26 protein-coding genes are annotated in these 25,044 nt (G+C 34.8%); 12 read left to right on the top strand and 14 right to left on the bottom strand.

The window, feature by feature from the left end:
* Positions 1-8 precede the first annotated feature (8 nt).
* The 6 genes from dnaJ to G581_RS0101365 form a co-directional block, all read right to left on the bottom strand.
* Complete coding sequence (gene dnaJ, locus G581_RS0101390) at positions 9-1,103, bottom strand: molecular chaperone DnaJ (RefSeq protein WP_028844274.1); 1,095 nt, start codon at positions 1,101-1,103, stop codon at positions 9-11.
* Positions 1,100-2,998, bottom strand: a complete 1,899-nt coding sequence (dnaK, locus tag G581_RS0101385; protein ID WP_028844273.1) for a molecular chaperone DnaK — start codon at positions 2,996-2,998, stop codon at positions 1,100-1,102. The genes dnaJ and dnaK overlap by 4 nt, the downstream gene beginning before the upstream one ends.
* Positions 2,999-3,012: 14 nt before the next feature.
* Positions 3,013-3,618, bottom strand: a complete 606-nt coding sequence (gene grpE / locus G581_RS10220; protein WP_051178660.1) for a nucleotide exchange factor GrpE — start codon at positions 3,616-3,618, stop codon at positions 3,013-3,015.
* A gap of 12 nt (positions 3,619-3,630) precedes the next feature.
* Positions 3,631-4,677 (bottom strand): heat-inducible transcriptional repressor HrcA, encoded by a 1,047-nt coding sequence (gene hrcA / locus G581_RS0101375; RefSeq protein ID WP_028844272.1) that lies wholly within the window; start codon positions 4,675-4,677, stop codon positions 3,631-3,633.
* Positions 4,678-4,746: 69 nt separating this feature from the next.
* Entirely contained in the window at positions 4,747-5,583 is an 837-nt protein-coding gene (gene speE / locus G581_RS0101370; protein ID WP_028844271.1) for a polyamine aminopropyltransferase, read from the bottom strand.
* Positions 5,584-5,593: 10 nt separating this feature from the next.
* A complete protein-coding gene (locus G581_RS0101365; protein WP_028844270.1) occupies positions 5,594-6,712 on the bottom strand; it encodes a type III PLP-dependent enzyme in 1,119 nt (372 codons plus the stop codon).
* A gap of 39 nt (positions 6,713-6,751) precedes the next feature.
* Here G581_RS0101365 and pheA point away from each other — a divergent pair, with 39 nt between their 5' ends.
* Genes pheA through G581_RS0101310 form a run of 11 tightly spaced genes read left to right on the top strand, consistent with a single transcriptional unit; the run spans position 6,752 to position 17,391 of the window.
* Positions 6,752-7,825, top strand: coding sequence for a prephenate dehydratase (gene pheA / locus G581_RS0101360; RefSeq protein ID WP_028844269.1), 1,074 nt, complete (start codon positions 6,752-6,754; stop codon positions 7,823-7,825).
* 17 nt (positions 7,826-7,842) lie between these two features.
* Positions 7,843-8,952 (top strand): histidinol-phosphate transaminase, encoded by a 1,110-nt coding sequence (hisC, locus tag G581_RS0101355; RefSeq protein ID WP_028844268.1) that lies wholly within the window; start codon positions 7,843-7,845, stop codon positions 8,950-8,952.
* A 4-nt stretch (positions 8,953-8,956) separates the two neighbouring features.
* A complete protein-coding gene (gene aroF / locus G581_RS0101350) occupies positions 8,957-9,982 on the top strand; it encodes a 3-deoxy-7-phosphoheptulonate synthase (RefSeq protein ID WP_028844267.1) in 1,026 nt (341 codons plus the stop codon).
* A 2-nt stretch (positions 9,983-9,984) separates the two neighbouring features.
* On the top strand, positions 9,985-10,836 hold the full coding sequence (locus tag G581_RS0101345; RefSeq protein WP_028844266.1) for a prephenate dehydrogenase: 852 nt from the start codon (positions 9,985-9,987) through the stop codon (positions 10,834-10,836).
* Between the two features lie 4 nt (positions 10,837-10,840).
* Entirely contained in the window at positions 10,841-12,172 is a 1,332-nt protein-coding gene (aroA, locus tag G581_RS0101340) for a 3-phosphoshikimate 1-carboxyvinyltransferase (protein ID WP_028844265.1), read from the top strand.
* Complete coding sequence (cmk, locus tag G581_RS0101335; protein ID WP_028844264.1) at positions 12,169-12,834, top strand: (d)CMP kinase; 666 nt, start codon at positions 12,169-12,171, stop codon at positions 12,832-12,834. The genes aroA and cmk overlap by 4 nt, the downstream gene beginning before the upstream one ends.
* Positions 12,835-12,857: 23 nt before the next feature.
* Positions 12,858-13,706 carry a 4-hydroxy-3-methylbut-2-enyl diphosphate reductase gene (gene ispH / locus G581_RS0101330; RefSeq protein ID WP_038064610.1) on the top strand — a complete coding sequence of 283 codons (849 nt, stop codon included), beginning with the start codon at positions 12,858-12,860 and terminating at the stop codon, positions 13,704-13,706.
* Positions 13,707-13,720: 14 nt separating this feature from the next.
* Positions 13,721-15,325, top strand: coding sequence for a 30S ribosomal protein S1 (locus G581_RS10215; RefSeq protein WP_038064728.1), 1,605 nt, complete (start codon positions 13,721-13,723; stop codon positions 15,323-15,325).
* On the top strand, positions 15,309-16,172 hold the full coding sequence (gene sppA / locus G581_RS0101320) for a signal peptide peptidase SppA (RefSeq protein ID WP_239639008.1): 864 nt from the start codon (positions 15,309-15,311) through the stop codon (positions 16,170-16,172). Before G581_RS10215 ends, sppA begins: the two co-directional genes overlap by 17 nt.
* A gap of 15 nt (positions 16,173-16,187) precedes the next feature.
* Positions 16,188-16,466, top strand: coding sequence for an HU family DNA-binding protein (locus tag G581_RS0101315; RefSeq protein ID WP_028844261.1), 279 nt, complete (start codon positions 16,188-16,190; stop codon positions 16,464-16,466).
* A 4-nt stretch (positions 16,467-16,470) separates the two neighbouring features.
* Positions 16,471-17,391 carry an ABC transporter ATP-binding protein gene (locus G581_RS0101310; RefSeq protein WP_028844260.1) on the top strand — a complete coding sequence of 307 codons (921 nt, stop codon included), beginning with the start codon at positions 16,471-16,473 and terminating at the stop codon, positions 17,389-17,391.
* On the opposite strand, the gene G581_RS0101305 is transcribed toward G581_RS0101310, so the two are convergent.
* The 8 genes from G581_RS0101305 to G581_RS10205 are packed head-to-tail and all read right to left on the bottom strand — an operon-like array spanning position 17,383 to position 23,591.
* Positions 17,383-18,633, bottom strand: a complete 1,251-nt coding sequence (locus tag G581_RS0101305) for a SufB/SufD family protein (RefSeq protein ID WP_028844259.1) — start codon at positions 18,631-18,633, stop codon at positions 17,383-17,385. The genes G581_RS0101310 and G581_RS0101305 overlap by 9 nt on opposite strands.
* Positions 18,624-19,352, bottom strand: coding sequence for an ABC transporter ATP-binding protein (locus tag G581_RS0101300; protein ID WP_028844258.1), 729 nt, complete (start codon positions 19,350-19,352; stop codon positions 18,624-18,626). Before G581_RS0101300 ends, G581_RS0101305 begins: the two co-directional genes overlap by 10 nt.
* 43 nt (positions 19,353-19,395) lie before the next feature.
* The gene (locus G581_RS0101295; RefSeq protein WP_028844257.1) at positions 19,396-20,286 is read right to left on the bottom strand and encodes a radical SAM/SPASM domain-containing protein; all 891 of its coding nucleotides are present in this window, start codon (positions 20,284-20,286) and stop codon (positions 19,396-19,398) included.
* Complete coding sequence (locus G581_RS10210) at positions 20,279-20,854, bottom strand: flavodoxin family protein (RefSeq protein WP_051178658.1); 576 nt, start codon at positions 20,852-20,854, stop codon at positions 20,279-20,281. The genes G581_RS0101295 and G581_RS10210 overlap by 8 nt, the downstream gene beginning before the upstream one ends.
* Positions 20,855-20,899: 45 nt before the next feature.
* Entirely contained in the window at positions 20,900-21,394 is a 495-nt protein-coding gene (locus G581_RS0101285; RefSeq protein ID WP_028844256.1) for a rubrerythrin family protein, read from the bottom strand.
* 14 nt (positions 21,395-21,408) lie between these two features.
* Entirely contained in the window at positions 21,409-22,623 is a 1,215-nt protein-coding gene (locus G581_RS0101280) for an FprA family A-type flavoprotein (protein WP_028844255.1), read from the bottom strand.
* A gap of 3 nt (positions 22,624-22,626) precedes the next feature.
* Entirely contained in the window at positions 22,627-23,043 is a 417-nt protein-coding gene (locus G581_RS0101275) for a ferritin-like domain-containing protein (RefSeq protein WP_028844254.1), read from the bottom strand.
* 29 nt (positions 23,044-23,072) lie between these two features.
* The gene (locus tag G581_RS10205; RefSeq protein ID WP_038064607.1) at positions 23,073-23,591 is read right to left on the bottom strand and encodes a Fur family transcriptional regulator; all 519 of its coding nucleotides are present in this window, start codon (positions 23,589-23,591) and stop codon (positions 23,073-23,075) included.
* Positions 23,592-23,693: 102 nt separating this feature from the next.
* On the opposite strand from G581_RS10205, the gene G581_RS0101265 reads away from it, so the two are divergent.
* The gene (locus G581_RS0101265; protein WP_028844253.1) at positions 23,694-25,037 is read left to right on the top strand and encodes a class II fructose-bisphosphate aldolase; all 1,344 of its coding nucleotides are present in this window, start codon (positions 23,694-23,696) and stop codon (positions 25,035-25,037) included.
* Positions 25,038-25,044 lie beyond the last annotated feature (7 nt).

Here is a 25,044-nt window from a genome sequence, read left to right as displayed (position 1 = left end):
ATTCAGTTTTACATTGAGAATATATCTTTTAACTTATCTTTTAAACCTCTGGAACTTTTTTTTATTTCTTCTCCTGATACTTGAGCGAATTCTTCAAGCAACTCTCTCTGACGTTCTGTAAGTTTTTTAGGAACTTCAATATAAACTGTTACAATTTGATCTCCTCTATGACTGCTACCAACTCTTGGAAGCCCCTTGCCTTTAATTTTAAAAACTCTACCAGATGGAGTACCTGCTGGGATTTCTATTTTTTCTTTTCCATCAAGAGTGGGAACTTCAATTTCTCCACCAAAAACTGCTTTAACAAAAGATACTGGAGCAGAACAATAAAGATTTTGTCCCTCTCTTTTGAAAATATCATGTTCTTTCACATTTATGAAAATATAAAGATCTCCATGAGGTCCTCCGAATTCTCCAATTTCACCTTCACCACTTATTTTAAGCTTGCTACCTGTATCAACCCCCGGAGGAATTTTAATTGATAACTCCCTGTCTACTCTTATTTTGCCTGCGCCAGAACAATCCGTGCAGGGATCTTTAATAATTTTTCCCTTCCCACCACATTTTAAACAGGTTTTTGAAACAGAGAAAAAGCCCTGATTATATCTTATATGCCCACTACCACCACAGGATGGACATACAATTGGCTCTGTTCCAGGTTTTATCCCAGAACCATTGCATGTTTGACATTGTTCCCATCGAGGAAATTTAATTGTCTTTTCCACACCAAAGGCAGCTTCCTCTAGAGTAATTGTAAGGTCATATCTTAAATCAGCACCCTTTGAGGGTCTATTTTTCTTAAATCCAAAGCTTCCAAAAAAGCCTTCAAAAATGTCTTCGAAGATATCTGTGAATGTTGTTTCAAAACCATAGCCATTCCCGGCAGGTCCTTCTGCTGTACCATATCTGTCATAGTTTGCCCGTCGCTCAGGATCACTAAGGCATGAGTATGCTTCATTTAGTTCCTTGAATTTTTCTTCTGATTCCTTATTGCCATGATTTAAATCAGGATGATATTTTCTTGCAAGGCGCCGGAACGCCCTTTTGATTTCTTCCGGTGAGGCATCCCGGCTTACTCCAAGAATGCTATAGTAGTCTTTCATTTATTATCCTTATCCTCGACCTCAGCTTCTATTACATCTTCCTCTTTTTTGGCTTCTGAAGAAGGACCAGCCCCTGGCTGTGAAGCACCTGCTTTTTTATAAAGCTCCTCTGCAATTCTGTGTGAAGCCTTCGCAAGTTCTTCTGTGGCAGATTTTATTTCATTTATATCACTGCTTGTATCTTTAATCTGACGACATTTTTCCAGTGCTTCTTGGATTCTCTTTTTCTCATCATCAGAAATTTTATCACCCATCTCGCTTAGAGTTTTCTCAACTGTATAAATCATGTTATCAGCCTCGTTTTTAGCCTCTGCAAGCTGTTTCTTGCGCCTGTCTTCCTCTGCATGAGCCTCAGCTTCTCTAACCATTTTTTTAATCTCTTCCTCTGAAAGACCGCTTGAAGCGGTGATTCTGATTGACTGCTCTTTACCTGTTGCAAGATCTTTTGCAGAAACATGAATAATTCCATTTGCATCTATATCGAATGTAACCTCAATCTGGGGAACACCTCTGGGAGCAGGAGGAATTCCAACAAGTTCAAATACTCCAAGAAGTTTATTGTCTGCAGCCATTTCTCTTTCACCCTGATAAACCTTTATTGTCACAGCTGTCTGATTATCAGCTGCAGTTGTAAATATCTGGGACTTCTTGGTAGGTATGGTTGTGTTACGCTCAATAATCTTTGTGAAAACACCACCTAATGTTTCAATTCCAAGTGAAAGAGGTGTAACATCAAGAAGCAGAACTTCCTTTACCTCTCCTTTTAGAATTGCTCCCTGAATTGCAGCTCCAACAGCCACCACCTCGTCTGGATTAACTCCTTTATGAGGTTCTTTCCCAAAGAACTCCTCAACAACTTTCTGAACTTTTGGTGTTCTTGTTTGACCACCAACAAGAATAACCTCATTTATCTGATTTTGAGATAATCCTGCATCAGAGAGAGCCTTTTTACACGGTTCAAGAGTTCTTTGAATTAAATCATCAACAAGCTGTTCTAATTTAGCACGACTTAGTTTCATTAGAAGATGCTTTGGTCCTGATGCATCTGCAGTAATAAATGGAAGATTTATCTCTGTTTCCATTGCAGAGCTGAGCTCTATCTTGGCTCTTTCTGCAGCCTCTTTAAGCCTCTGAAGAGCCATCCTGTCTTTTCTCAGGTCAATACCTTCCTGTTTTTTAAACTCATCGATAATCCAGTCCATAATTTTTATATCAAAATCATCACCACCAAGAAAGGTATCTCCATTGGTAGATTTCACTTCAATGACACCTTCTGCAATCTCAAGAATAGAGATATCAAAAGTTCCACCACCTAAATCATATACCGCTATTTTTTCCTCTTTCTTTTTTTCAAGACCGTAAGCTAAAGCTGCAGCAGTAGGTTCATTTATTATTCTGAGCACATTAAGACCAGCAATTCTTCCCGCATCCTTTGTTGCCTGACGCTGACTGTCATCAAAATATGCCGGAACAGTAATAACTGCCTCTGTTACTGTCTCTCCGAGATAGTCTTCTGCAGCCTGTTTTAGTTTTTGAAGTATCATTGCAGAGATTTCAGGTGGAGAGTACATTTTGCCCATTATCTCAACATGAGCATCTCCATTTGATGCTTCAACAATCTTATAAGGCAGTCTCTTTTTTGCTTCCTGAACTTCCCTGGAATTATATTTTCTTCCCATTAATCTCTTTATTGAAAAAATAGTGTTTTCAGGATTTGTTATTGACTGCCTTTTTGCAACCTGTCCAACAAGCCTTTCACCTTTATCAGTAAAGGCAACTACAGATGGTGTTGTTCTCTGTCCTTCCTGATTTGGTATAACAACCGGTTCTCCACCAACAACAACTGCTACAACTGAATTCGTTGTTCCGAGGTCTATTCCGATAACTTTACCCATGGTTAATCCTCCTTTTAATTTTTTTCATCCTCAGCACCCGACGGGTGCGAAGTTTCAGACTCTGAAGACGGTTTCGGTTTTTTAGAAACAGTGACAAGCGGTTCTCTTAACAGTTTATCTTTGTATAAATATCCTTTACGCAACTCTTCAACGATTATATTATCATCCATATCTTCTGTTTCAAATGTAGAGACAGCATGATGAACTTCAGGATTAAAAAGCTGTCCTACTGTTTCAATTGGTTTAACTCCATACTTTTCTAATATACGCAAAAATTCTTTCAATGTATTTTCAATGCCTTGTTTCATGCTTTCAAGCCAACTAGAATTCAATTCACCAACTGAGTGTTTGATAGCTAACTCAAAATTATCTATAACAGGAAGAAGATCTTTGATCAATTTTTCATTTGCATAATTTATCAATTCCTCTCTTTCTTTTTGGACCATTCTTTTGTAATTTTCAAATTCAGCATACAATCTAAGATATTTCTCTTTTTGCTGATTTAACTCATTCTGAAGATTTTCCACAACATCTCTCGGTTTATCTTCAAGAGCTGAACCCTCATAGGAGAGTTCCTCTTTTTCTTGTTCATTGGATATATCTTTTTTTATTTCTTCCATATCAAATACCTCCTAATCTGATAATGTTCTGGTTAATGACCTTGCAAATGCATCAATTAACATAATTGCTCGTTGATAGTTCATTCTCTTTGGTCCTACAAGTGCAATAATACCTGCTGATTTATCTTTTTCCCTGTATGGAGAAGCAATTATACTGAAGTTTCTGAATTCCTCCACAGGATTCTCCTGCCCTATTATTACCTTAACTTCATTGTCCTGTGAGATATTTTCAAAAAGTTTTACTAAAAGATGTTGATCCTGTAATGTCTTCGTTACTTCCCTGAGTTTTTCAATATCAGAAAAATCCGGAAGATGCATTATATGGTAAAGACCCGATACATACACGTCTTCCTGAGAAAAATATAATGCTTCCTGACACATCTTGAAAATTTTTGATATCAATTTATCCCAGAAAATCTTTTCTCTTTTTATTCTTTTAATTAAGTCTTCTCTTATTTCGTCAATAGCTTTCCCATGATAGTTGCTGTTAACAAAGTCTGCGAGACTGTTGAGCTCATGCTGGGTTATTTCTGGATAGGTTTTTATAATTTTATTTTTCACAATACCTTTATCATTTACAACAACAGCTATTACAAGGTCATCTTTAAATTTTATAAAATCAACTCGATGCAGAGCTGTCTTGTCTGGTGATGGTAAAAAAGCCAAACCGAGATATTTACTAATCTGAGACAAACTCTGAGTAGTTTCCACAAAAAGTAAATTCATATTGTTTTTCAATCTTTTCAACTTCTTTGTCAAATTTTCTATAAATTTTTTAATCTCATTTGATTGATAAGACAGAACTTCTTCAAATATATAGTCAACATATAATCTATAAGCTGTATCGGTTGGAATCCTGCCTGCTGAAGCATGAGGCTGAAACAGTAATCCCGCATCTTCCAAATCAGACATTATATTTCTTATTGTAGCCGGGCACACATCAAAACCATATTTCTTCATTATATAACGAGAACCCACAGGTTCAGGCTTTTCAATATAGCTTTCCACTACTGCATATAATACTCGTTTTGTTCTTTCATCCATTATTATATTTTTCATTTTAGCACTCCTCATACTTAAGTGCTAATATTCTAAAATTATCATTCAAGTCTAAAAAAAGTCAACAGGTTACCAGATAAGTTCTTTATTTAAGAGTTTTTTATATATGTCAGCTGGTAAAAAACATGATCTGTGCAAGTCAGAGGTATAAAGTTTTGTATTAACTGTTACATTTTTTCTGATCTGTCTCGGATCTAATGATTTTGAGCCAACAGAAAAGCTCCACCAGTTTCCTGCATATGTAGCTATGCTTGCAGTATAAAGGTCTACTATCGGGAATATAAGCTTCATCGCATTCTGTACTTCATAAACAAGGTCTTTATGGAAAATAAGAGATTCAGAAAGTGTAACAAACATTCCGGTTTCAGTAAGAGCATCCCTCACTGACTTAAAAAACTCCACTGTAAACAGACTTTTTGCAAAACCTATAATATCAGTTGAATCGACAATTATAACATCAAGAGCATTCTTCATCTCTTTTATAAATTCTGCTCCATCCATACACCTTAACTCTACTCTCAGATCATCTACTGAAGATGACACAGTTGGGAAAAATTTTTTTGAAACATTTACAACCTCTTCGTCAATTTCGATAAAATATAATTTTTTAACACTGTCATGCTTTAGAACCTCTCTAACAGCTCCACCATCGCCACCTCCTATAACAGCAACAGTCCTGGCATCTGGATGAGCATGCATTAAAACATGAGTTAACATCTCATGATAAATGAACTCATCTCTTTCAGTAAGCTGGACAACTCCGTCAAGAACAAGAATTTTCCCAAAATAAGAATTTTCTAAAACCATTATATCCTGAAACTTGCTTTTAGCTTTGTATAGGATATTGTCCACATTGTATACATACTTTATCGGTGCATAAGGGTCCTGTTCAAAAAATTTAATCATAGCAATCCTCCTAAATTAAAAAAGTTTTTGGAATTGAAAAACCATTAAATTCAGATGCATAGGATATTGTATAGGCTCCAGCAGAAAGTATAAGAATTAGACTACCAACATCTGGCTCAGATAATAGCACGGATTTATCAAGAACATCCATGCTATCACAGCTTGGTCCAGCTACAGTCCATTCTTTTTCTTCCAATCGGCTTCCGACAATATACTGATATCTTATACCTCCAATGCTCTCCATCAATCCATTAAAAACCCCCACATCAATATAAAGCCAGTTCTCATTGCCTCGCTTTGCTTTTCCAATTATTTTTGACACAAAAACCCCTGCATCTCCTATCACAGCCCTTCCAGGTTCAATAAAAATTTCCGTCTCAGGGAAATACTCCTGAAGAAGACTATTAATTTTTAACTCTATTGTTTCTATGTCTGGAACTTTCTTTAGATATTGAATCGGATAACCACCGCCTATATTGAGCATTTTAATTTCTATACCTTCCTTAAATGCCTGTTCTTTTACCTGATGCGCCTTATCTATTGCAATATGCCAGTTATAAACATTACTGCATTGAGAACCTACATGAAAAGTAATTCCTACAGGATCAAGTCCTTTTTTTCTTGCATAAATAAGTAGCTTTACAGCTTCTTCTATCTCAACTCCGAATTTTTTACTTAATGGCCATTCACTACCCTCGTTTGGAACAGATAACCTCACATAAACCTTTTTACCGGGTAGATACTTTGCAAGCTTATCAACTTCAGCTACTGAATCAAAAGCAAAATAATCAATTCCATATTCAGCAGCTTCTCTAAGAAATTTGAATGTTTTTATTGGATTGCTGGTTATAATACGTTCAGCCTCAATATTCAACTGTTTCAGAATTGCAAGTTCGCCCTCTGATGCTATCTCAAAACCTATTTGAAAACTACTCAGGTATTTAATAACCTCTATATCTGGATTAGCCTTGACCGCATAGAATACTCGTGAGTTTTTAATTCCTCTGCCGATTAAAGAAATTTTCTCTTTTAAAATCTCTCTATCAACAAGAAGAAATGGAGGTTCGTCATCATGACAGGCTATCCAGTTTAATATTCTGTCCATAAGGCTGTTTTTCATATTTCCCATAATTTTAGAATTTTATCATATTCTATGATAGAATAAAAAATGGAAAATGAAAGATTAGCTAAATTAAGAAAAAACATTGACAACATTGATAAAAAAATACTCAAACTTCTAAATCAAAGAGCAGAACTTGCTATACAGATAGCAGAAATAAAAAAAGCAGAAGGGCTTTCTTTTTATGATTCTGTACGAGAGAGAGAAGTTTTAAAAAATCTCGCTCAACTGAATGAAGGACCTTTTTCAGATAAAACAATAAAAACTCTTTTCAGAGAAATTCTTTCAGCCACTCTTTCTTTACAGGAATCACAGAAGATTGCTTATCTTGGCCCTGAAGGCACATTCACGCATCTTGCAGCGATAAAGTATTTCGGTAGCTTTGCGCAATTTGAACCTAAAGATAACATTAAAAATATCTTCGAATCCGTGGAAAAAGGAGTAACAAAATTTGGAGTTGTACCCATTGAAAACTCAAATGAAGGAACTGTTACCTATACCCTTGATATGTTCATGCAATATAATGCAAAAATCTCTGGTGAGATAACAATTCCAATTTCACATCACTTACTTTCTCTTACAGGAGAGAAGAGAAAAATAAAGAAGATTTATTCTCATCCTCATGCAAAAGCTCAATGTAAAGAATGGTTACAGAAAAATATGCCCGGAATTCCTGTTTATGATGTTGCTTCAACTGCAGAAGCAGCAAGACAGGCTTCACATGATGAAGAAATTGCTGCTATAGCAAGTGAGTTTGCATCTACTCTTTATGGCCTTAAATTCGCGGCAAAGCATATTGAAGATTATTCTAATAACTATACAAGATTTTTCATTCTATCGAAGAATTTTTCTGCCAAAACAGGTTCTGATAAGACCTCAATAATGTTTTCACTTCAAGACAAGCCAGGAGCACTTTACAATGCATTGAAACCATTTAAAGATTCTAATATAAACCTCACAAAAATAGAGTCCCGTCCTGCGAAGATGCGTAAGTGGGAATATATATTTTTTGTTGATTTTATCGGACATATTACAGATGAAATAGTTCAAAAAACCTTAGAATCGGTAAAACAATACTGCACAGAAGTTGTTCATCTTGGGTCATATCCAATATTTGAATAAAGGAGGATTTTGCATTTATGATTAAACCGCTGTCCTATGTTGAAAAAATCCAGCCCTATATTCCAGGAAAGCCAATTAAAGAAGTTGAACGAGAGATAGGGATAAAAGAGTGCATTAAACTTGCCTCAAATGAAAACCCTGTAGGTCCCTCTCCAGAAGTTATTAATGCAATCAAAGACTTTCTATCAAAGCCTGTAGAACTTGGAAGATATCCTGAGGGAAGTGGGTACGAACTTAAAAACGCTCTTTGTGAGCTATTTTTAAAGAAGGGAATACAATTAAGCCATGATGAAATAATTCTCGGTAATGGATCAAATGAACTTTTAGATATCGCTGTAAGAACATACATTGGTCCTGGTGATGAAGCAATTATGGCCCAACCATCCTTTGTTGTTTATTCTATGAGTGTAATAGCCCAGGGTGGTATAGCATGTGAAGTTCCTCTTAAAGATTACAGACACAACCTTGAAGAGATGTTAAAAAAAGTCACAGATAAAACAAAAATTATTTTTATTGCCAATCCAAACAATCCTACAGGCACTATTAATTACAAAAAAGAGTTTGGTGAATTCATGAAAGCAATACCAGATAACATTCTTGTTATCATAGATGAAGCCTACTATGAGTATGTAAGAGAGCCTGATTATCCTGACAGTTTAGAACACTTTAAAGATGACAGGGATATATTAATTTTACGCACATTTTCAAAGGCTTATGGACTTGCCAGTCTCAGGATTGGTTATGGAATTGCTAAAAAGGAAATAATCACAGAAATAAATAAAATAAGACAGCCTTTTAACACAAATACAATAGCCCAGATTGCGGCCGAAATAGCAGTTAAAGACGACGAACACTTAAAGAAAGTAATTGAAATCAATGAAAATGGCAAAAAATATCTTTACAGTGAACTTGATAAAATCTCAGAGATTAAATATATTCCAACACAGACTAACTTCATCTATATAATATTGCCTGATAAAATGAGTTCAAAAGAAGTTTTTGATACTTTGCTAATACAGGGTGTGATAGTAAGACCTGTTGGCCCAGCAGAAATCAGAGTGACAATAGGCTTACCTGATGAAAATAAAGCATTTATCAGTGCGTTTAAAAAAATTTTTGGAGGTTAATTATATGGATATTATTGTATTAAAACCTGATGTAAGCGATGAACAAATTGAAAAAATCGTTAAAAAGCTTGAAGTAAAAGGTCTTAAACCGCATATCTCAAAAGGTACTGAAAGAACAATAATTGGAGTTATAGGAGATACATCTAAAATAACCGAAGATGAGGAAAATGCAATAAAAGCAATCCCAGGAGTTGAGGATGTTGTAAGAATTCTCAAACCGTACAAACTTGCAAGTAGGGACTTTAAAAAGACAGATACAACCATTCAGATTGATAATCTGGTTATTGGTGGCAAACAAATACATATTGCTGCAGGTCCCTGTGCAGTTGAAAACAGAGTTACTCTATTTGAAATTGCTGAAAAAATAAAGTTGGCTGGTGCTACTTTTTTAAGAGGTGGAGCATTTAAACCCAGAACTTCTCCATATTCTTTCCAGGGACTTGGAGTGGAAGGACTTCAATATTTAAAAGAAGCAAAGGAAAGAACAGGACTTCCTGTTATCAGTGAGATAATGGATCCACGAGACATAGATATTATGATAGAGTATGTTGATATTCTTCAGATTGGAACGAGAAATATGCAGAATTTTAAACTTTTAATGGAAGTCGGGTCTGTTAATAAACCTGTTTTACTTAAAAGGGGAATGTCTGCCACAATAAAAGAACTTCTCATGGCTGCAGAATACATACTTTCAAGAGGAAATGAAAAGGTTATACTCTGTGAAAGAGGAATAAGAACATTTGAAACAGCTACAAGAAATACGCTGGATTTGAGCGCTGTTCCGCTCTTAAAGTCATTGAGTCATTTACCTGTTGCTGTTGACCCAAGTCATGGAGTTGGCAAAAGGGAACTTGTTGTGCCAATGTCAGTTGCTTCAGTTGCAGCTGGTGCTGATATGCTATTGATTGAGGTTCATATAAATCCTGAGGAAGCTCTATCAGATGGCGAACAATCTCTAACTCCATCACAGTTTCAAGAAATGATGCAAAAGATATCAGCAGTTGCAAAGGCTATTGGTAGGGAAGTTTAATAATGGAGGATGGATTCACCACTGTTTCAATTATTGGTGTTGGTTTAGTTGGTGGTTCCTTAGCATTAGCCTTAAAGGAAAAGGGATTAGCAAAAAAAATTATAGGTTATGGAAGAAATCATCAGAGACTTAAAGAAGCTTTAAAGCTAGGAATTATAGATCATTACACAACTTCTCTTGAAGAAAGTGCAAAAGCAGACCTCATTGTTCTGGCAACTCCTGTTGGAGTTTTTGAAGAACTGACAACCCAGCTGGTTAGTTATTTAAAAAAAGGAACAGTTGTTATTGATGTGGGAAGCGTAAAAGAACATGTTGTCAATACACTTGAAAAAATTTTTCCTGATGGAATTCAATTTGTCGGTACACATCCAATTGCAGGTTCAGATAAAACAGGGTTTGAATATGCAAGAGCAGACCTATTTAAAGAAGCAAAAGTTATCATCACACCTACTGACCATACAGACATTAAAACAGTTGAAAGGATTATGAGATTATGGCAGTCAACAGGTGCTGTTGTGGAGTTTATGGATGCTGCAGAGCACGACAAAATCTATGCTTTGATGAGCCATCTGCCTCATCTAATTTCATTTTGCCTTGTGAATACAGTAGCAGAGATTGATACGAATTTTATAAAATATGCAGGTTCCGGATTTAAAAGCTCCACAAGAATTGCCAAAAGCTCTCCAGAGTTATGGAAAGATATTTTCATGATGAACAGGGAAAATATCTTGCATTGTCTTGATGTTTTTATCAGGAAACTTGATGAGATAAAAACTTTAATGTCCAGTGAACCAACTGAAGAACTAAAAAAATTCATGGAAAAAGCAAAAAAATTAAGAGAGAGTATTGACTGAATCTATGGAAAGAATGATTAAGAAAATCAGACATCTCAGAGGTGAGATAACACCTCCTGCTGACAAATCTATCTCTCACAGATCAGTGATGTTTGCATCTTTAGCAAAAGGGCAATCGAGAATAAAAAACTTTCTCTGGGCACAGGATCCAATTAACAGCCTTAATGCAATGAAATCTCTCGGAGTTGAGATAGAAATAATGGATTCAAAGGAAATCATCATTAATGGAAAGGGACTGCAATCTTTAAAAGAGCCGGATAATGTTATTGACTGTGGTAATTCCGGGACCACAATAAGGCTTTTGAGTGGAATAGTTGCAGGACAGCCATTTTTAACAGTACTTACCGGAGATGACTCTTTAAGGCAGAGGCCCATGAGACGAGTTATTGAACCATTAAGACTTATGGGATCAAATATTTTTGGAAGACTGAACGATAGATTTCCTCCTCTTGTAGTAAAAGGAAACTATCTTAAAGGAATAAAATATATTATGCCTGTGGCAAGTGCTCAAGTAAAAAGTGCTATTTTACTTGCTGGAATTTATGCAAATGGTGAAACCGAGGTTATAGAACCTCACAAAAGCAGAGACCATACAGAGAGAATGCTCAAAAATATGGGAGCAGAAATACAGCTGAATGCGATTACAAAAAAAGCCTCTAAGGAACATAATAACGAGGCTTATTCAATAAAAATTAAACCACCACAGGATGAGTTAAGCTCAATTGATATGACAATACCAAATGATTTTTCATCAGCTGCTTTTTTTATTGCTGGAGCCTGTTTGGTTCCAGGGTCTGAAATATTAATCAAAAATGTGGGACTTAATCCAACAAGAACAGGCTTTCTTGATGTTCTGATGCAGATGGGTGCAAATATAGAAATTTTAAATGTGAAACAACAAGGAGGCGAACCTGTTGGAGATATTGTATGTAAAACCTCAAATAAATTGAAAGCCGTTACAGTCCAGGGCAGTTTAATTCCAAGACTCATTGATGAATTTCCAGTTTTGTGTGTTATGGCAACTCAGACAGATGGCAAAACCATTATAAAGGATGCCAAGGAGCTAAGGGTAAAAGAATCTGACAGAATAAAAGCTATGGTAACAGAATTAAAGAAAATGGGAACTCCAATAGAAGAGTTTGAGGATGGAGTTATAATAAATGGACCATGTAAACTCAGAGGCGCTGAAGTTTACTCCTATAAAGACCACAGAATCGCAATGGCTTTAACCATTGCTGGATTAATTGCTGAAAGGCCGACTCTCATTAAAGAAGCTCAATGCGTTGATATATCATTTCCTCAATTTTATGAGCTACTTGAGATGCTTCAGAAATGAAGAAAGTTATAGCCATTGATGGACCATCTGGTGCAGGAAAAAGCACAATAGCTCGAGAAGTTGCAAAAACTCTTGGATTTCTTTATCTTGATACAGGAGCTCTATACAGGGCTATTGGATACTATTTTTTTAAAAAGTATAGCAACTGTAATGTTTCAGCCATAACAGATCAAGAGATAGAAGAACAACTAAAACAAATCAATATTGAATATGAAGATGGTAGAGTGTTTCTCTCAAGAAAAGATATTTCTACTGAGATAAGAGCACCTGAAATTGGTTATATTACTTCAGTGCTTTCTGCTAAAAAAGTTGTAAGAGACTTTTTGTTGCCTGTTCAGAGAAGATTCGCTGAAAAATATGATATTGTTGCTGAAGGCAGAGACATGACAACAGTTGTTTTTCCTGATGCATGGAAAAAGTTTTATCTTGATGCATCTGCAAAAATAAGAGCAATCAGGAGATTTGAACAACTAAAAATTTCTAACATTAACACCACTTTCGAGGAAGCCCTGCAGGATGTTATGAACAGAGATATACGGGATTCATCCAGAGAAAATGCGCCGTTAACAAGAACTAAAGATGCATTTTATATTGATACATCAAACCGTTCCAAAGAAGAAGTTATATCGATAATTTTAAAAAAAGTTGCAGAGGATGATTGATATCTTGTATTATCAAAAACAGTATGCAAAAAAATATTGTTCTGGTAGAAGGTGCAGGTTTTTGTTTTGGAGTAAAAAGAGCAATTGATATAGCATTTGATGTTGCCAGGAATTATAAAGAAAGAGTTTTTACTTTAGGTCCTATAATTCATAATCCTCATGTTGTTGAAAAACTTAAGGAATTAGGAGTTTATCCTTTAGAAGAACTTTCTAAGGAAAAATCAATAAAAACATTGATAATCAGAGCACATGGAATTCCAAAAGAAAAATTTAATGAGATCAAACAAAAAGATATGGAAATTATAGATGCCACATGTCCCTTTGTAAAAAGGGCTCAGAGTCTTGCTGAAAAATTAGCTACTGAGGGATATCAGGTTGTAATCATAGGCGATAGAGAACATCCAGAGGTTCAAGGAATTTTCAGCTATGCTGGTCCTGATGCTATTGTTATTAATTCTTCTGAAATTCCCATATTAAATAAAAAAATTGGTATAATTCAACAGACAACGCAACCATTAACGAAAGTTAAAGAGATAATGAATGAATTAATAAACTCTCGTAATGAATTCGAAGAAATAAGAATCTTTAACACGCTATGCAATTTTACCTCTAAAAGACTGCAGGCAACTGAAAAAGTTGCAAGAAATGTTGACTTAATGATTGTTGTAGGAGGTAAAAATAGTGCAAACACCACCCAGCTTGCCAGACTCTGTAAAAATATGGGGGTTAAAACCTATCATATAGAAAATGCACAGGAAATTAACAAAGAATGGATTGAGTGCACTACCACAATAGGCATAACAGCTGGAGCATCAACTCCTCAGTGGATAATTGATGAAGTTATTGATAAAATTAAAGAGTTTATAAATTAAGGAGGAACAGGAACATGCAGAATCAGTTGAGCGAAAAGCAAGAATTAGAAAGCTTGTATGAAGGTTCGCTTTCTCATCTGGAAAGAGGAGAAATAATAAAAGGTAAAATAATGACAATAAGAAATGATGGTGTCGTAGTGGATGTTGGATATAAATTTGAAGGAATTATTCCACTTAAAGAGTTTTCCGAGAAAGAATTGGAAAACATAAAGGAATCAGATGAAATAGAAGTTTTTATTGAAAAAATAGATGATGCTCAGGGTGTAATATCTCTATCAAAAGACAGAGCATTGAAAATCAAGGGATGGGAAACTCTTATTGATGCCTATGAAAAAGGCACTCCCGTTGAAGTTCAAGTTACTGGTAAAACAAAGGGAGGCGTTTTAACATCTTTTTATGGAATCAATGGTTTTATACCCGCTTCACTGCTTGAACTCAGAAAACCCAGAAATCTGGACGAATACGTAGGTAAAACTTTAAAAGTAAAAATAGAAAAAATCGAGCCACCAAAAAATCTTTACGGACAGTGGAAAAATCTAAAAACTTCTCTAATTTTTTCAAGAAAAGCCTATCTGGATGAAGAGAGAGAAAACCTCAAAAAAGAACTTTCTGAAAAAATTCAAGAAGGGCTAAAAATAAAAGGTACTGTAAAAAATATAACCAATTATGGTGTTTTTGTGGATTTAGGAGGATTGGACGGCTTTCTTCATATTTCTGATATATCATGGGGAAAAATCAAACATCCCTCACAGGTTTTTGAAATTGGAAAGGAATATGAATTTATAATATTAAAAGTTGACCCGGAAAACGAAAGAATAACGCTTGGATATAAACAGAAAAAGAGCGATCCATGGGAGAGTATTGATAAAAAATATCACCCTGGAATGAAAGTTAGGGGAAAGGTGACAAGGATTGAAGATTTCGGTCTTTTTGTTGAGCTTGAAGAAGGAGTAGAAGGCCTTGTTCATATAAGCGAACTAGACTGGACAGTTTCAAAACACCCATCATATTATGCAGAAATTGATGACTGGATAAATGTAAAAATTCTTGATATCGACAAGGAACATAAGAAAATTTCTTTAAGTCTTAAACAACTGAAGCCTAAGCCATGGGAATTTGTAGCTAAAAAATACAAAGTTGGTGACAGAATTACTGGTAAAGTTAAAACAATAACAGATTTTGGAGTATTCGTCCGATTACCGGAAGGAGTTGATGGACTTATTCATATATCCGACATATCATGGACAAAACATATTGAACATCCATCGCAACTTTTTAAGAAAGGGCAAAAGGTCGATGCAGTCATTTTAAATCTTGAACCTGAAAAAGAAAAACTTTCTCTTGGAATAAAACAGCTAAGTGAAGACCCCTGGCTCAAAGAAATTCCTGAGAAGTTCAAAGTCGGAGAAGTCTACAATGCCAGAGTAATTAGAAAAACAGAGCATGGATTATTTGTTGACCTTGAAGGAATTGCAGAAGGACTTGTTTATAATTCTGAAATTGAGAAGAATGTACCTGTAAAAGAAGGAGATGAAATAAAAGTGATTGTTGTCAAGGTAGATCCGGAAAAAAGAAAAATTGGACTTAGCATGAAAAAAATAGATGAAAATGAAGAATAAAAAACTTAAAATTTTCCTGATCATTATAGGTGTGATAGCTTTAATAAGTTTTTTTATGACAATTATGGAAAGCAGTATGTCTGCTGGTAAAATAGCCATTGTCAATGTGAAAGGTATTATTGTTGATGGAACTGCAATTATTGATGAAATGAAACAATACAGAAAGGATAATGCAATAAAAGCGATCATTTTAAGAGTGGATAGCCCTGGAGGTGCGGTTGTTCCTTCACAGGAAATATATGAAGAAATTAAACGAACGGTTAAATTTAAACCTGTTATCGTTTCAATGGGATCAGTTGCAGCGTCAGGAGGCTACTACATTTCCTGCCCCGCCACAAAAATTATTGCAAATCCAGGGACACTTACAGGTTCCATAGGAGTAATAATAGAAATCCCAAATGTAAAAGGACTGCTTGATAAAATAGGAGTAAAAGCAGAAGTTATAAAAAGCGGTAAATATAAGGATATTACATCTCCTTTCAAATCGTTACAAAGTGAAGAGAAAGAAATCTTGCAGAAATTAACAAATGATGTTCATGATCAATTCGTTAAGGCTGTTGCTGAAGGACGAAAAATTCCTTTAGAAAATGTTAAAAAAATAGCAGATGGAAGAGTATTCACAGGATTAAAGGCAAAAGATCTTGGGCTTGTTGATGAAGTTGGCGACCTTGACTATGCTATTAAAATAGCTGCACAGCTTGGTAACATAAAAGGTGAACCAGAGATAGTAATAAAAAAATCACCATTATTGATTAATTTTTTAAAAGGAGATGCTGAGTCATTGCTGAAAAAGATTTTACCTTATATGCAAGTATATTACTTATATTTACCAACACCACAAAATTAAAATTGAGGAGGAACCATGAAAAAGTCAGAATTAGTTGAACGAGTTGCTCAAAAAGTAAATATTTTAACAAAAAAACAAATTGAAATAATCATAGATATGATTTTTGATTGCATGAAAGATAGTTTATCAAAAGGTGAAAAGATTGAAATCAGAGGCTTTGCCAATTTTAAACTTAAACAAAGGCAGGAAAGAATTGCAAGAAATCCCAAAACAGGTGAGCAGATTAATGTTCCACCTCAAAAAGCAATAAATTTTAAAATGAGCAAAGCTCTGAAAGAAGCTTTAAACAAGTAGTAACGTGCTGTTACAGGTTCAAAACCTCAGTATTCAATATAAAAATTCAACCTATATAGATAATGTTAATTTTCATATTAATACAGGTGAGATTTTCTCTATTGTTGGAGAAAGTGGTAGTGGAAAAACACTCACAGGATTATCAATAATTAATCTATTGCCGGATTATTTCTTAATTAATGGCAAATTAATATTTAAAAATCAAAATATTTTAACTCTTTCTTATAATGAGATTATAAACATTCGAGGAAGACAGATTGCCTGTATATTTCAGGATCCAATGGCTTCATTAAATCCTGTTCTTAAGATAGGATATCAAGTTGCAGAAATGTTCATTTATCATAATAAATTATCAAAAAAAGAAGCATTGGAGCAAACAAAACAGTTATTGCAGAAGTTTAAAATAGCTCATACAATCAATAGCTATCCACACGAACTATCTGGTGGAATGAGGCAGAGAGTAATGATAGCAATGGCTGTAGCATGTGAACCAGACCTTATCATTGCTGATGAGCCTACAACCGCGCTTGATGTGACTGTACAGGAAGAAATCCTCGATCTTCTGTACTTGCTTGTAAAAAAAGAAAATAGAGCTTTAATTTTGATAACACACGATATAAATATCCTCGGTGAGTATGCAGACAGAGTTATGGTTATGTATGCAGGAAGAATTATGGAAATGGCTTCAGTGGAAGAAATTTTCAAAAATCCTTTGCATCCATATACCAGGGCTCTATTAGATTGTGTACCTGGGGAAAAAAAGAAGATAGAAGGTATCCCTGGAAATGTTCCTGATTTTAAACAGTTACCACAGGGATGTGTATTTCATCCAAGATGTAAATATACAGGGAAGGATTGCATAAATAAGTCTCCCTCCCTGTATGAAGTTGCACCTGGACACATGGTCAGCTGTTTTTTACATTGATTCCTTTGATGTAATCTGTACTACTTCTTTAATATGTTTATCTATAATTTCTGGCAGAAACGGGATATCAAGATTTAAAAAACCACTAGTAATAAGACTGGTGGCTTCATCTTTTGTCATTCCTCTTGCCATAAGATACTCAACCTGTTCCTCCGAGATAGGACCAATCGAAGCTTCATGGGATAGGTCTGCTCTGTCTGCTCCGTAGGAGATTAACTGAGGTATAGCATATATTGAAGCTTCTTGAGAAAAAATAATGCCTCTACAGTCAAGCCTGCCCATGCAGTAGTTATTAGTTTTTGCAATTAAATCACCTCGTGAATAGATCACGCTTGTATGGTCAGCAATTGTTCGTGCTATAGACTCGCCTTTTGTATCTTTACCTTCAAATATTATTTTTGAACCAAGGTCAATGTATGATTCTTCCAATCCATATATTACTGTATTAAACCTCGCAGAAGATCTATCTCCTTTTAAGTAAACAACTGGAAAGGATTGTATTGATTTTACAGGTTTAAGCAAAGCATAGTTATTTACATAAACACCATCTTCTTCAACTAAAACCGCTGTTCTGGGTCTAACGTAAAAGTTTTCTGCCCAGTTATGTATCATTGTGAAAAATAGTTTGCCTCCCTTTTTAACGTAGAATTCTGAAATACCAAGGTGAATTCCAGTAGCATCAGACCGAGAAAGTGTGCATCCAGTTATTACATTAAGTTCTGCTCCTTCTTCAACAATTATTATATTATGAACATTCTGACTTATGTATCCCTCTGCAATCATAAGACAGGTCTGTACAGGATATTCAAGCTTCTGTCCAGGCAGAATTCTAATAAAATAGCCATGCGTTGGATTTAATGCAACCTGAGCTGTGTATTTATCAGTGTCTGGCTGAACAATTCTCCAGAAATAGTCTTCAAGCCAGTCATAAGTCTCTACCGCCTCATCTGTGCTCATTATTTCAACTTTACCTTCATAAAGTTTGTTGAGTCTTTTGTATACAACAGAATGATCCATCTGAACATAAGAGCCTGAACGCTCTTTTTCCTCAACATCCACACCAGCCATCACTGCTGCTTCTTTTACAAGTTCAGGAAGAAGTTCTAGACTTTCAATTTTACCTCTTTCAATATATTTTTGAAATTTTGTTAAATCTATGTCATCTCCATAAATAGCAGGCTTATTTATAGCTTTTTCTGCTTTTAAATTAATCTCTTCTATATATTTTTTGCTTACTGGCATGTTGCACACCTCCTGTAACCATTTTTCTTTATTTCAGTAAGTATATCTCTTGGATTTCCCTTACACATAAGCTTTCCATTAAAAAGTATATAACCTCTATCAGCATTAATGTACTCAAGAATATACCCTGTATGCGTTATCACTATTGCGCTTTTTTTGGGATCTTTTATTCTCTGCCCTCTTCCAAGAAGATGATTTGTCATTTCACCAATTAACACAATATTTTCAAGGTCTACCCCTGATTCTGGTTCATCAATAAAGACAAGATCAGGATTTTGCATGAGTAATTGTAAAAGCTCAGCTCTCTTTACCTCTCCTCCTGAAAATCCATCATTTACATCTCTATTTAAATGCCCTAAAAGGTTAAGCTTTCCGGCAAGTTCCATTAGTTGTGAATCACTTTTACCGTTGGAAATAATGGTTAATAATTTTTTCAGGGTTACACCTCTTACAACTGGAGGGCGCTGGAAAGAAATTCCCATTCCAAGCTTTGATCTCTCAGAAACATCCATGTGCGTTATATCAATACCGTTAAAATAAATTCTTCCCTGTTCTACCTTATACTTTGGAAAACCCATTAATGTCATGATAAAAGTTGTTTTCCCTGCTCCATTTGGCCCAAAAAGAACTGCTATTTCTCCATAATCTATAGAAAAATTAATATCTTCAAGAACCTTCCTTCCTTCTACAGATACATGGAGATTTTCAACTCTTAACATCTCTCCCATTTTTATTCCTCCTATTTTTAAATATTGTATCATTTTAAATGACTCCCTTACATCTTGGATCCGGTTTATCATATGTTTTATAGTGAATAATGCTATGAGCCACGCATCCTCCATTACAATCATTTTTTAAATGACATGATGAATTAGTGCATACTGCATTATAAGTTTTAAATATCTTGAGTTTGTCGGAATTTAAAATTTCATTAATACAATCTTCAAAGATATTACCGAGACAAAACTCTTCAAATCCTGCCAGAAGATAACAGGGATATACTGATCCATCAGGCATTACAGTTATTTTTTCTGTTCCTGCAGGACAACGATATTTAGCATAGCTTCCTGTAAATCCTCTACAGAAAACAGGCTGAATGTTTGGATACAGAAATCTTAATTCTTCTATAAATGTAATAAATTCATAAAAAGGCATTGATTGTTCCAGATCTTTCACTGTTACTGCATCCATGTAAAGAAGATAATAAGGAATTCCAAATTTTTTTGCAAATTTAAGAAGTTCTTCTGAGATACCTCTATTAAATATACTTTTAATCCAGAGTCTATATTTTTTTATGAGATTGAAAATTTCAGGGTCAGCGTCATAATTAATTGAAACACCGATTTTGATTTTTTCATTTCTAAAAATATTAACAAAACTTTCTATTTTTTCAATGAAACTTCCATTTGTGCTAATAGTAACTTCTATATCACTTTCGATAGCAAAATGGACTAATTTTGTTAGAGAATCATAAAGAAAAGGTTCACCACCAAGAATATCAAGTTTATAAACTTCGTTTCTCTTTAAGATATCAACGAATGCTTCAAGCATTTCTTCAGGAAAATCTGTATTGCTCGTAATTAATTTATTAAAACAGAAATCGCAACTTTTATCACATCTTAATGTGGGGAAAAATTGCACATACTCAATCATGGCTTAAAAGTTGCCTGGTAGCTCTAATTACATCATTCATTGCTGAAGGATGTTTTAAAATAGATCCTGCTTCATCAAATCCCAAATATGAAAGCATATCATGTTCCTTAACATTGATTGTTCTTAAGAATGCTTTTATAGTTGCTTCTGAGCATTCAACCCCGATTTGTCCTTTTTTCATTCCTCCAACAAGTATAAGCAGGGCTTTTCTTTTAAATCCTTTATCAGGAATAGGTTTTTTAAGCATATATTTAGCATACCAGAAACATTGACATCTATCTATCAAGAGTTTTAACTGTCCGGAAATACCAAAAAAGAAAATAGGAGATGCTATTATAATCCTGTGAGTCTGTTTTATAAGAGTATAAACTTCATCCATATCATCCCTGATAATGCACTCTCCTGTACATCTACATCCATCACATTCTGTACAGCCTGAAATATTCAAATCTGAGGCTTTGATAAAGGATATTTGATGATTATATTGCTGACATAATTCTAAAGCTTTTGTAAGAAGTATCTCTGAGTTTCCTTTTCTTGGTGATCCTGATATCGCAAGAATTCTCATTTTTTATTAATGCTCCTCCTTGTTTCGGAGGAGCATTTATTAGTTTTAATCGATCTTTTTATACATTTTTTTAAGAGAACCACAAACAGGACATTTTTCAGGAGGCTCACCTTCTACTGTATGCCCGCATACCTGGCATACATAGTAGTCAGCATTCAATTTTTTGTCAAGACTTTCAAGTGCTCTTTTGAAAAGCTCTGCATGAACCTTTTCGACCTCAAAAGCATAAGAAAAGCTTCTTTTAGCCTGTATAGCGTTTTCCGCTTCTGCATCTTTAATCATAGGGGGATACATGCTTTCAAATTCATATGTTTCACCACTGATTGCTGCTTCAAGATTTTCCTTTGTATTTTTTATTCCACCTGCAGCTTTAAGATGATTAAGTGCATGAACTGTTTCAGCTTCAGCAGCAGCTTTAAAAAGTTTTGCCACTCCCGGATATCCCTCTTCCTCTGCTTTTCTTGCAAAAGCAAGATATTTCCTGTTTGCCTGAGATTCACCAGCAAATGCTTCCATCAGATTTTTAAGTGTCTTTTCCATATTCATCCCTCCTTCTAAATTTTTGCATGATACTCTTTTAATGCCTTCCCAAAGGCTTTTCCAAACTCATAGCATTTAGCAAGATCCTCCTCAGATGGTTTATATAAAACTTTTATGCCTGGTTCAAACGTTTCAAGTTTCATTGCCTTAGCAACATCATACATCTCCTTGACTGCCTCACCAGACCAGCCATAGCTTCCAAATGCTCCAAAAAGTCTGTTCTTAAGCCTAAGTCCTTTTAAATATGTGAGGAGTTCTGCAACAGAAGGAAACAATCCATTATTAAGAGTTGGAGAACCAATAATCACTCCCCTTGCTTTCCATATTTCTTTTATAACAACACTTTTGGGGGTTGATCTCAGTTTGATGATTTTTACAGGAACTCCTTCATCTTCAAGACCTTTTGCAATCGGAAAAACCATCTGCTCTGTGCTATGCCACATTGTATCATAAACAATAACATTGCTGAGTTGCGCTTTTGCATCAACCATGCTTGAATATAAATTTAATACTTTATCAATATGAGAACGCCATATTACACCATGGTCAGGTGCTATCATATTAATCTTAATTCCAAGCTTCTTAATCTCCTCAACTTTCCCCTTAATAACACTGCCATATGGCATAAGAATGTTTGCATAGTAATCAATAACAGCATCCTCTAAATCTTCCATTGAATTATTCTTAGCAAACTCATCATCAAATCTTTCAATAGAAGCAATGTGCTGGCCAAAGGCATCCTGGCTTATAAGAACTTTTTCCTCTTGAATATAAGTAAACATTGAATCTGGCCAGTGCATCATTGGGGTTTCAATGAAAAGAAGAGTTCTTTGGCCTATTTTAAGTTTATCTCCTGATTTAACAATATTGACTTTATATTTTGAAAGGTCAATGAATCTGTTTAATCCTTTCTTGCCTCGTTCTGTAATATAAATATTCGCTTCAGGAACAATCTCTAAAATTTTCTCGACCCCTGAGGCATGATCATTTTCAATATGATTTATAATGATGTGTTTAATTTTTTCAGGGCTTATAATTCTGGATATATTATCTATAGATATGTGAACGAAGTCATGATGAACAGCATCAAGAAGTGTTGGTTCTTTATCATCAATCAGGTAGTTATTATAGCTTGTACCCCGAGGAGTTTCATATCCATGAAAATCCCTTATTGCCCAATCTATTGCACCAACCCAGTAAATTCCACTTTTTAATTCCTCAGACTTCATTTCCTATTCCTCAAGAAGAGAACTGAATTTATCAAGATGCCCCTCTTCTTCTTCAAGAATCTGTTCAAAAAGCTTTCTTGTTACAAAATCTTCTTCCTTTTCAGCAAGTCTTATTATTTGCTTATAAAGTGACACAGCTTCTTCTTCTGCTTTTTTATCTATTTCAATCATTTCTTTTAAATTTTTACCCAAAGTAATAGGGTCTGGTTGAGTTGTAGGGATTCCTCCATAAAAAGAGATTCTCTCAGCAATTTTTTCGGCATGTAACATCTCATTAATTGCAAACTGTCTGAATAATACACCGACAGGCTCAGCTTTAATCCCCTTTGCTAAAACATGCTGCCACATATACTGAATACTAACCTGAAGCTCTCTTGCAATCGCTTTCTGAAGCTTTTCCATTAATTCATTGCTAATCATAATCAACCTCCTCATTTTTTAATTATTTTTTAATTATTGTTTGTAAGATTGATCTCCTGCATAGAACCCTTGCTACCACAGGAAAAACATTTATGAGGCTTGTGCTTAGCTGTTCTTATTGAACCACATATGGTGCACTGATACTCTTTTTCATCCAATTTAATATCTGTCTTGCTCTTACATGCAGGACAAAGAACATGTAGTTGAATGTGAGTATCGATAATTTTAAAATCTGGAAGGTATTGATTTAAAGTTGGAATTTCAATATCTTGATAAATATCATACACTCTTTTACAATTTATACATATGGCATGATGATGTGTTGTTGTATCAGGATCAAATCTTCTCTTCTGGGGATCAACATAAATTTCTTTTATTCTTCCGGTATTTTTTAAAAACTCTAAAACATTATAAACAGTCGCTACAGACATTGTAGGAAAATCTTTTGATAAAGCTTCATAAATATCTTCTACTGATGGATGGTCTTTATTACCATCAAGAAATTTTAAAATTGCAAGTCTCTGTGGTGTCCATTTTATTCTCTTCATATTAGAATAATTCTAAATAAAAAATAATTCATTTGTCAACTCAAGTGGATTTTATATAGTTTAAATTGGGTATAATATAGAAAATTTTTACGGAGGTGTATTATGACATTAAAAAAATTATCAGAGATTTTAAGTATTGAGAATGGCAAAATTGCTATTAAAAATAAAGATCTGACACGAAAATCAATGGATGAAATTATATTCAACGCAGTTTTTGAAGAAAATGAAGAAGAAAAAATAAAACAATTGTTATTAATTAAAGAAATGGCGAAAGAAATGGGTGTTATTCCTGCTTCAATTCATGGACTGTACGAAGAGATGGGCAGGAATTTTCCTGGTTTCACAGTGCCTGCAATTAATATTCGTGGTTTAACCTATGATGTTGCAAGAGCAATTTTCAGAAAAGCTACGACTCAAAATGTCGGAGCTTTAATTTTTGAGATCGCCCGTTCTGAAATTGGTTATACAAAACAAAGACCACTTGAATATTCTGCATGTGTTTTAGCTGCTGCAATAAGAGAAGGATTCGAAGGATCGGTTTTCATACAGGGAGACCACTTCCAGGTCGTAAGAAGATATTTTGAAAAGGACCCGGATGCAGAAATAAACTATCTTAAAAGCTTGATAAAAGAAGCAATTGAAGCTGAGTTTTACAACATTGACATTGACACCTCTACACTTGTTGACCTAAGCAAAGACACAGTATATGAACAGCAGAGGCCTAACTTTGAAAACACTGCTATTCTTGCTGAATATGTAAGAAAAATCGAGCCACATGGAGTTACAATCTCAATCGGAGGCGAAATTGGAGAGATAGGAGGAAAAAACTCCACCCCAGATGAAGCAAGGGCATATCTTAATGGATTTAGAGATATATTTAAAGGAGGAAAAGGCTTAAGTAAACTCAGTGTTCAGACAGGAACAAAACATGGTGGAGTAGTCCTTCCTGATGGCCGTATTGCACAGGTTAAGATAGATTTTGAAACTCTCAGAATTCTTTCTGACCTTGTTCGTAAAGAATATGGACTTTCTGGATGTGTTCAGCACGGAGCAAGCACCCTTCCTGAAGAAGCGTTTGACAAATTTCCTGAAATAGGAGCATCAGAGATCCATCTCGCAACTGGATTCCAGAATATCATTTATGATAGTAAACATCTTCCAGAAGAATTCAGAACAATGATTTATGAAGCTTTAAAAAAACAGTTTGCCTCAGAGCAGAAAGAAGGGCAGACTGAAGAGCAATTCATATATAGCACTCGAAAAAAAGGATTCGGTCTATTTAAAAAAGAGTGGTGGAGTCTTCCCAGAGAAGTTAAAGAGCCATTAATGACAGAGCTTGAGCAAAAGTTTGAGCTTCTATTTAATAAACTGAAAGTGTTTAATACAAAAGACATAATTAAAAAAACAGTCAGTCTTGTCAAAGTTCCAGTAAAGATTGAGCTTTAGGAGGAAG

The organism is Thermodesulfovibrio thiophilus DSM 17215, assembly GCF_000423865.1.
GTDB lineage: Bacteria > Nitrospirota > Thermodesulfovibrionia > Thermodesulfovibrionales > Thermodesulfovibrionaceae > Thermodesulfovibrio > Thermodesulfovibrio thiophilus.
Note: the sequence above shows the minus strand (reverse complement) of the source record. Positions and strands in the feature narration are given on the sequence as shown.

Coding starts and splice junctions, on each gene's coding strand:
- G581_RS10205 (WP_038064607.1), bottom strand. CDS start 23,591: ATGAAGAGAATAAAATGGACACCACAGAGACTTGCAATTTTAAAATTT.
- G581_RS0101295 (WP_028844257.1), bottom strand. CDS start 20,286: ATGATTGAGTATGTGCAATTTTTCCCCACATTAAGATGTGATAAAAGT.
- G581_RS10210 (WP_051178658.1), bottom strand. CDS start 20,854: ATGAGAATTCTTGCGATATCAGGATCACCAAGAAAAGGAAACTCAGAG.
- G581_RS0101305 (WP_028844259.1), bottom strand. CDS start 18,633: ATGCCAGTAAGCAAAAAATATATAGAAGAGATTAATTTAAAAGCAGAA.
- speE (WP_028844271.1), bottom strand. CDS start 5,583: ATGATTAAATTTTTTGAACAGGACCCTTATGCACCGATAAAGTATGTA.
- G581_RS0101280 (WP_028844255.1), bottom strand. CDS start 22,623: ATGAAGTCTGAGGAATTAAAAAGTGGAATTTACTGGGTTGGTGCAATA.
- aroA (WP_028844265.1), top strand. CDS start 10,841: ATGGAAAGAATGATTAAGAAAATCAGACATCTCAGAGGTGAGATAACA.
- G581_RS10215 (WP_038064728.1), top strand. CDS start 13,721: ATGCAGAATCAGTTGAGCGAAAAGCAAGAATTAGAAAGCTTGTATGAA.
- hisC (WP_028844268.1), top strand. CDS start 7,843: ATGATTAAACCGCTGTCCTATGTTGAAAAAATCCAGCCCTATATTCCA.
- cmk (WP_028844264.1), top strand. CDS start 12,169: ATGAAGAAAGTTATAGCCATTGATGGACCATCTGGTGCAGGAAAAAGC.
- G581_RS0101345 (WP_028844266.1), top strand. CDS start 9,985: ATGGAGGATGGATTCACCACTGTTTCAATTATTGGTGTTGGTTTAGTT.
- G581_RS0101275 (WP_028844254.1), bottom strand. CDS start 23,043: ATGATTAGCAATGAATTAATGGAAAAGCTTCAGAAAGCGATTGCAAGA.
- ispH (WP_038064610.1), top strand. CDS start 12,858: ATGCAAAAAAATATTGTTCTGGTAGAAGGTGCAGGTTTTTGTTTTGGA.
- sppA (WP_239639008.1), top strand. CDS start 15,309: ATGAAAATGAAGAATAAAAAACTTAAAATTTTCCTGATCATTATAGGT.
- G581_RS0101265 (WP_028844253.1), top strand. CDS start 23,694: ATGACATTAAAAAAATTATCAGAGATTTTAAGTATTGAGAATGGCAAA.
- G581_RS0101300 (WP_028844258.1), bottom strand. CDS start 19,352: ATGTTAAGAGTTGAAAATCTCCATGTATCTGTAGAAGGAAGGAAGGTT.
- pheA (WP_028844269.1), top strand. CDS start 6,752: ATGGAAAATGAAAGATTAGCTAAATTAAGAAAAAACATTGACAACATT.
- G581_RS0101365 (WP_028844270.1), bottom strand. CDS start 6,712: ATGGGAAATATGAAAAACAGCCTTATGGACAGAATATTAAACTGGATA.
- G581_RS0101315 (WP_028844261.1), top strand. CDS start 16,188: ATGAAAAAGTCAGAATTAGTTGAACGAGTTGCTCAAAAAGTAAATATT.
- dnaJ (WP_028844274.1), bottom strand. CDS start 1,103: ATGAAAGACTACTATAGCATTCTTGGAGTAAGCCGGGATGCCTCACCG.
- aroF (WP_028844267.1), top strand. CDS start 8,957: ATGGATATTATTGTATTAAAACCTGATGTAAGCGATGAACAAATTGAA.
- G581_RS0101285 (WP_028844256.1), bottom strand. CDS start 21,394: ATGGAAAAGACACTTAAAAATCTGATGGAAGCATTTGCTGGTGAATCT.
- hrcA (WP_028844272.1), bottom strand. CDS start 4,677: ATGAAAAATATAATAATGGATGAAAGAACAAAACGAGTATTATATGCA.
- dnaK (WP_028844273.1), bottom strand. CDS start 2,998: ATGGGTAAAGTTATCGGAATAGACCTCGGAACAACGAATTCAGTTGTA.
- grpE (WP_051178660.1), bottom strand. CDS start 3,618: ATGGAAGAAATAAAAAAAGATATATCCAATGAACAAGAAAAAGAGGAA.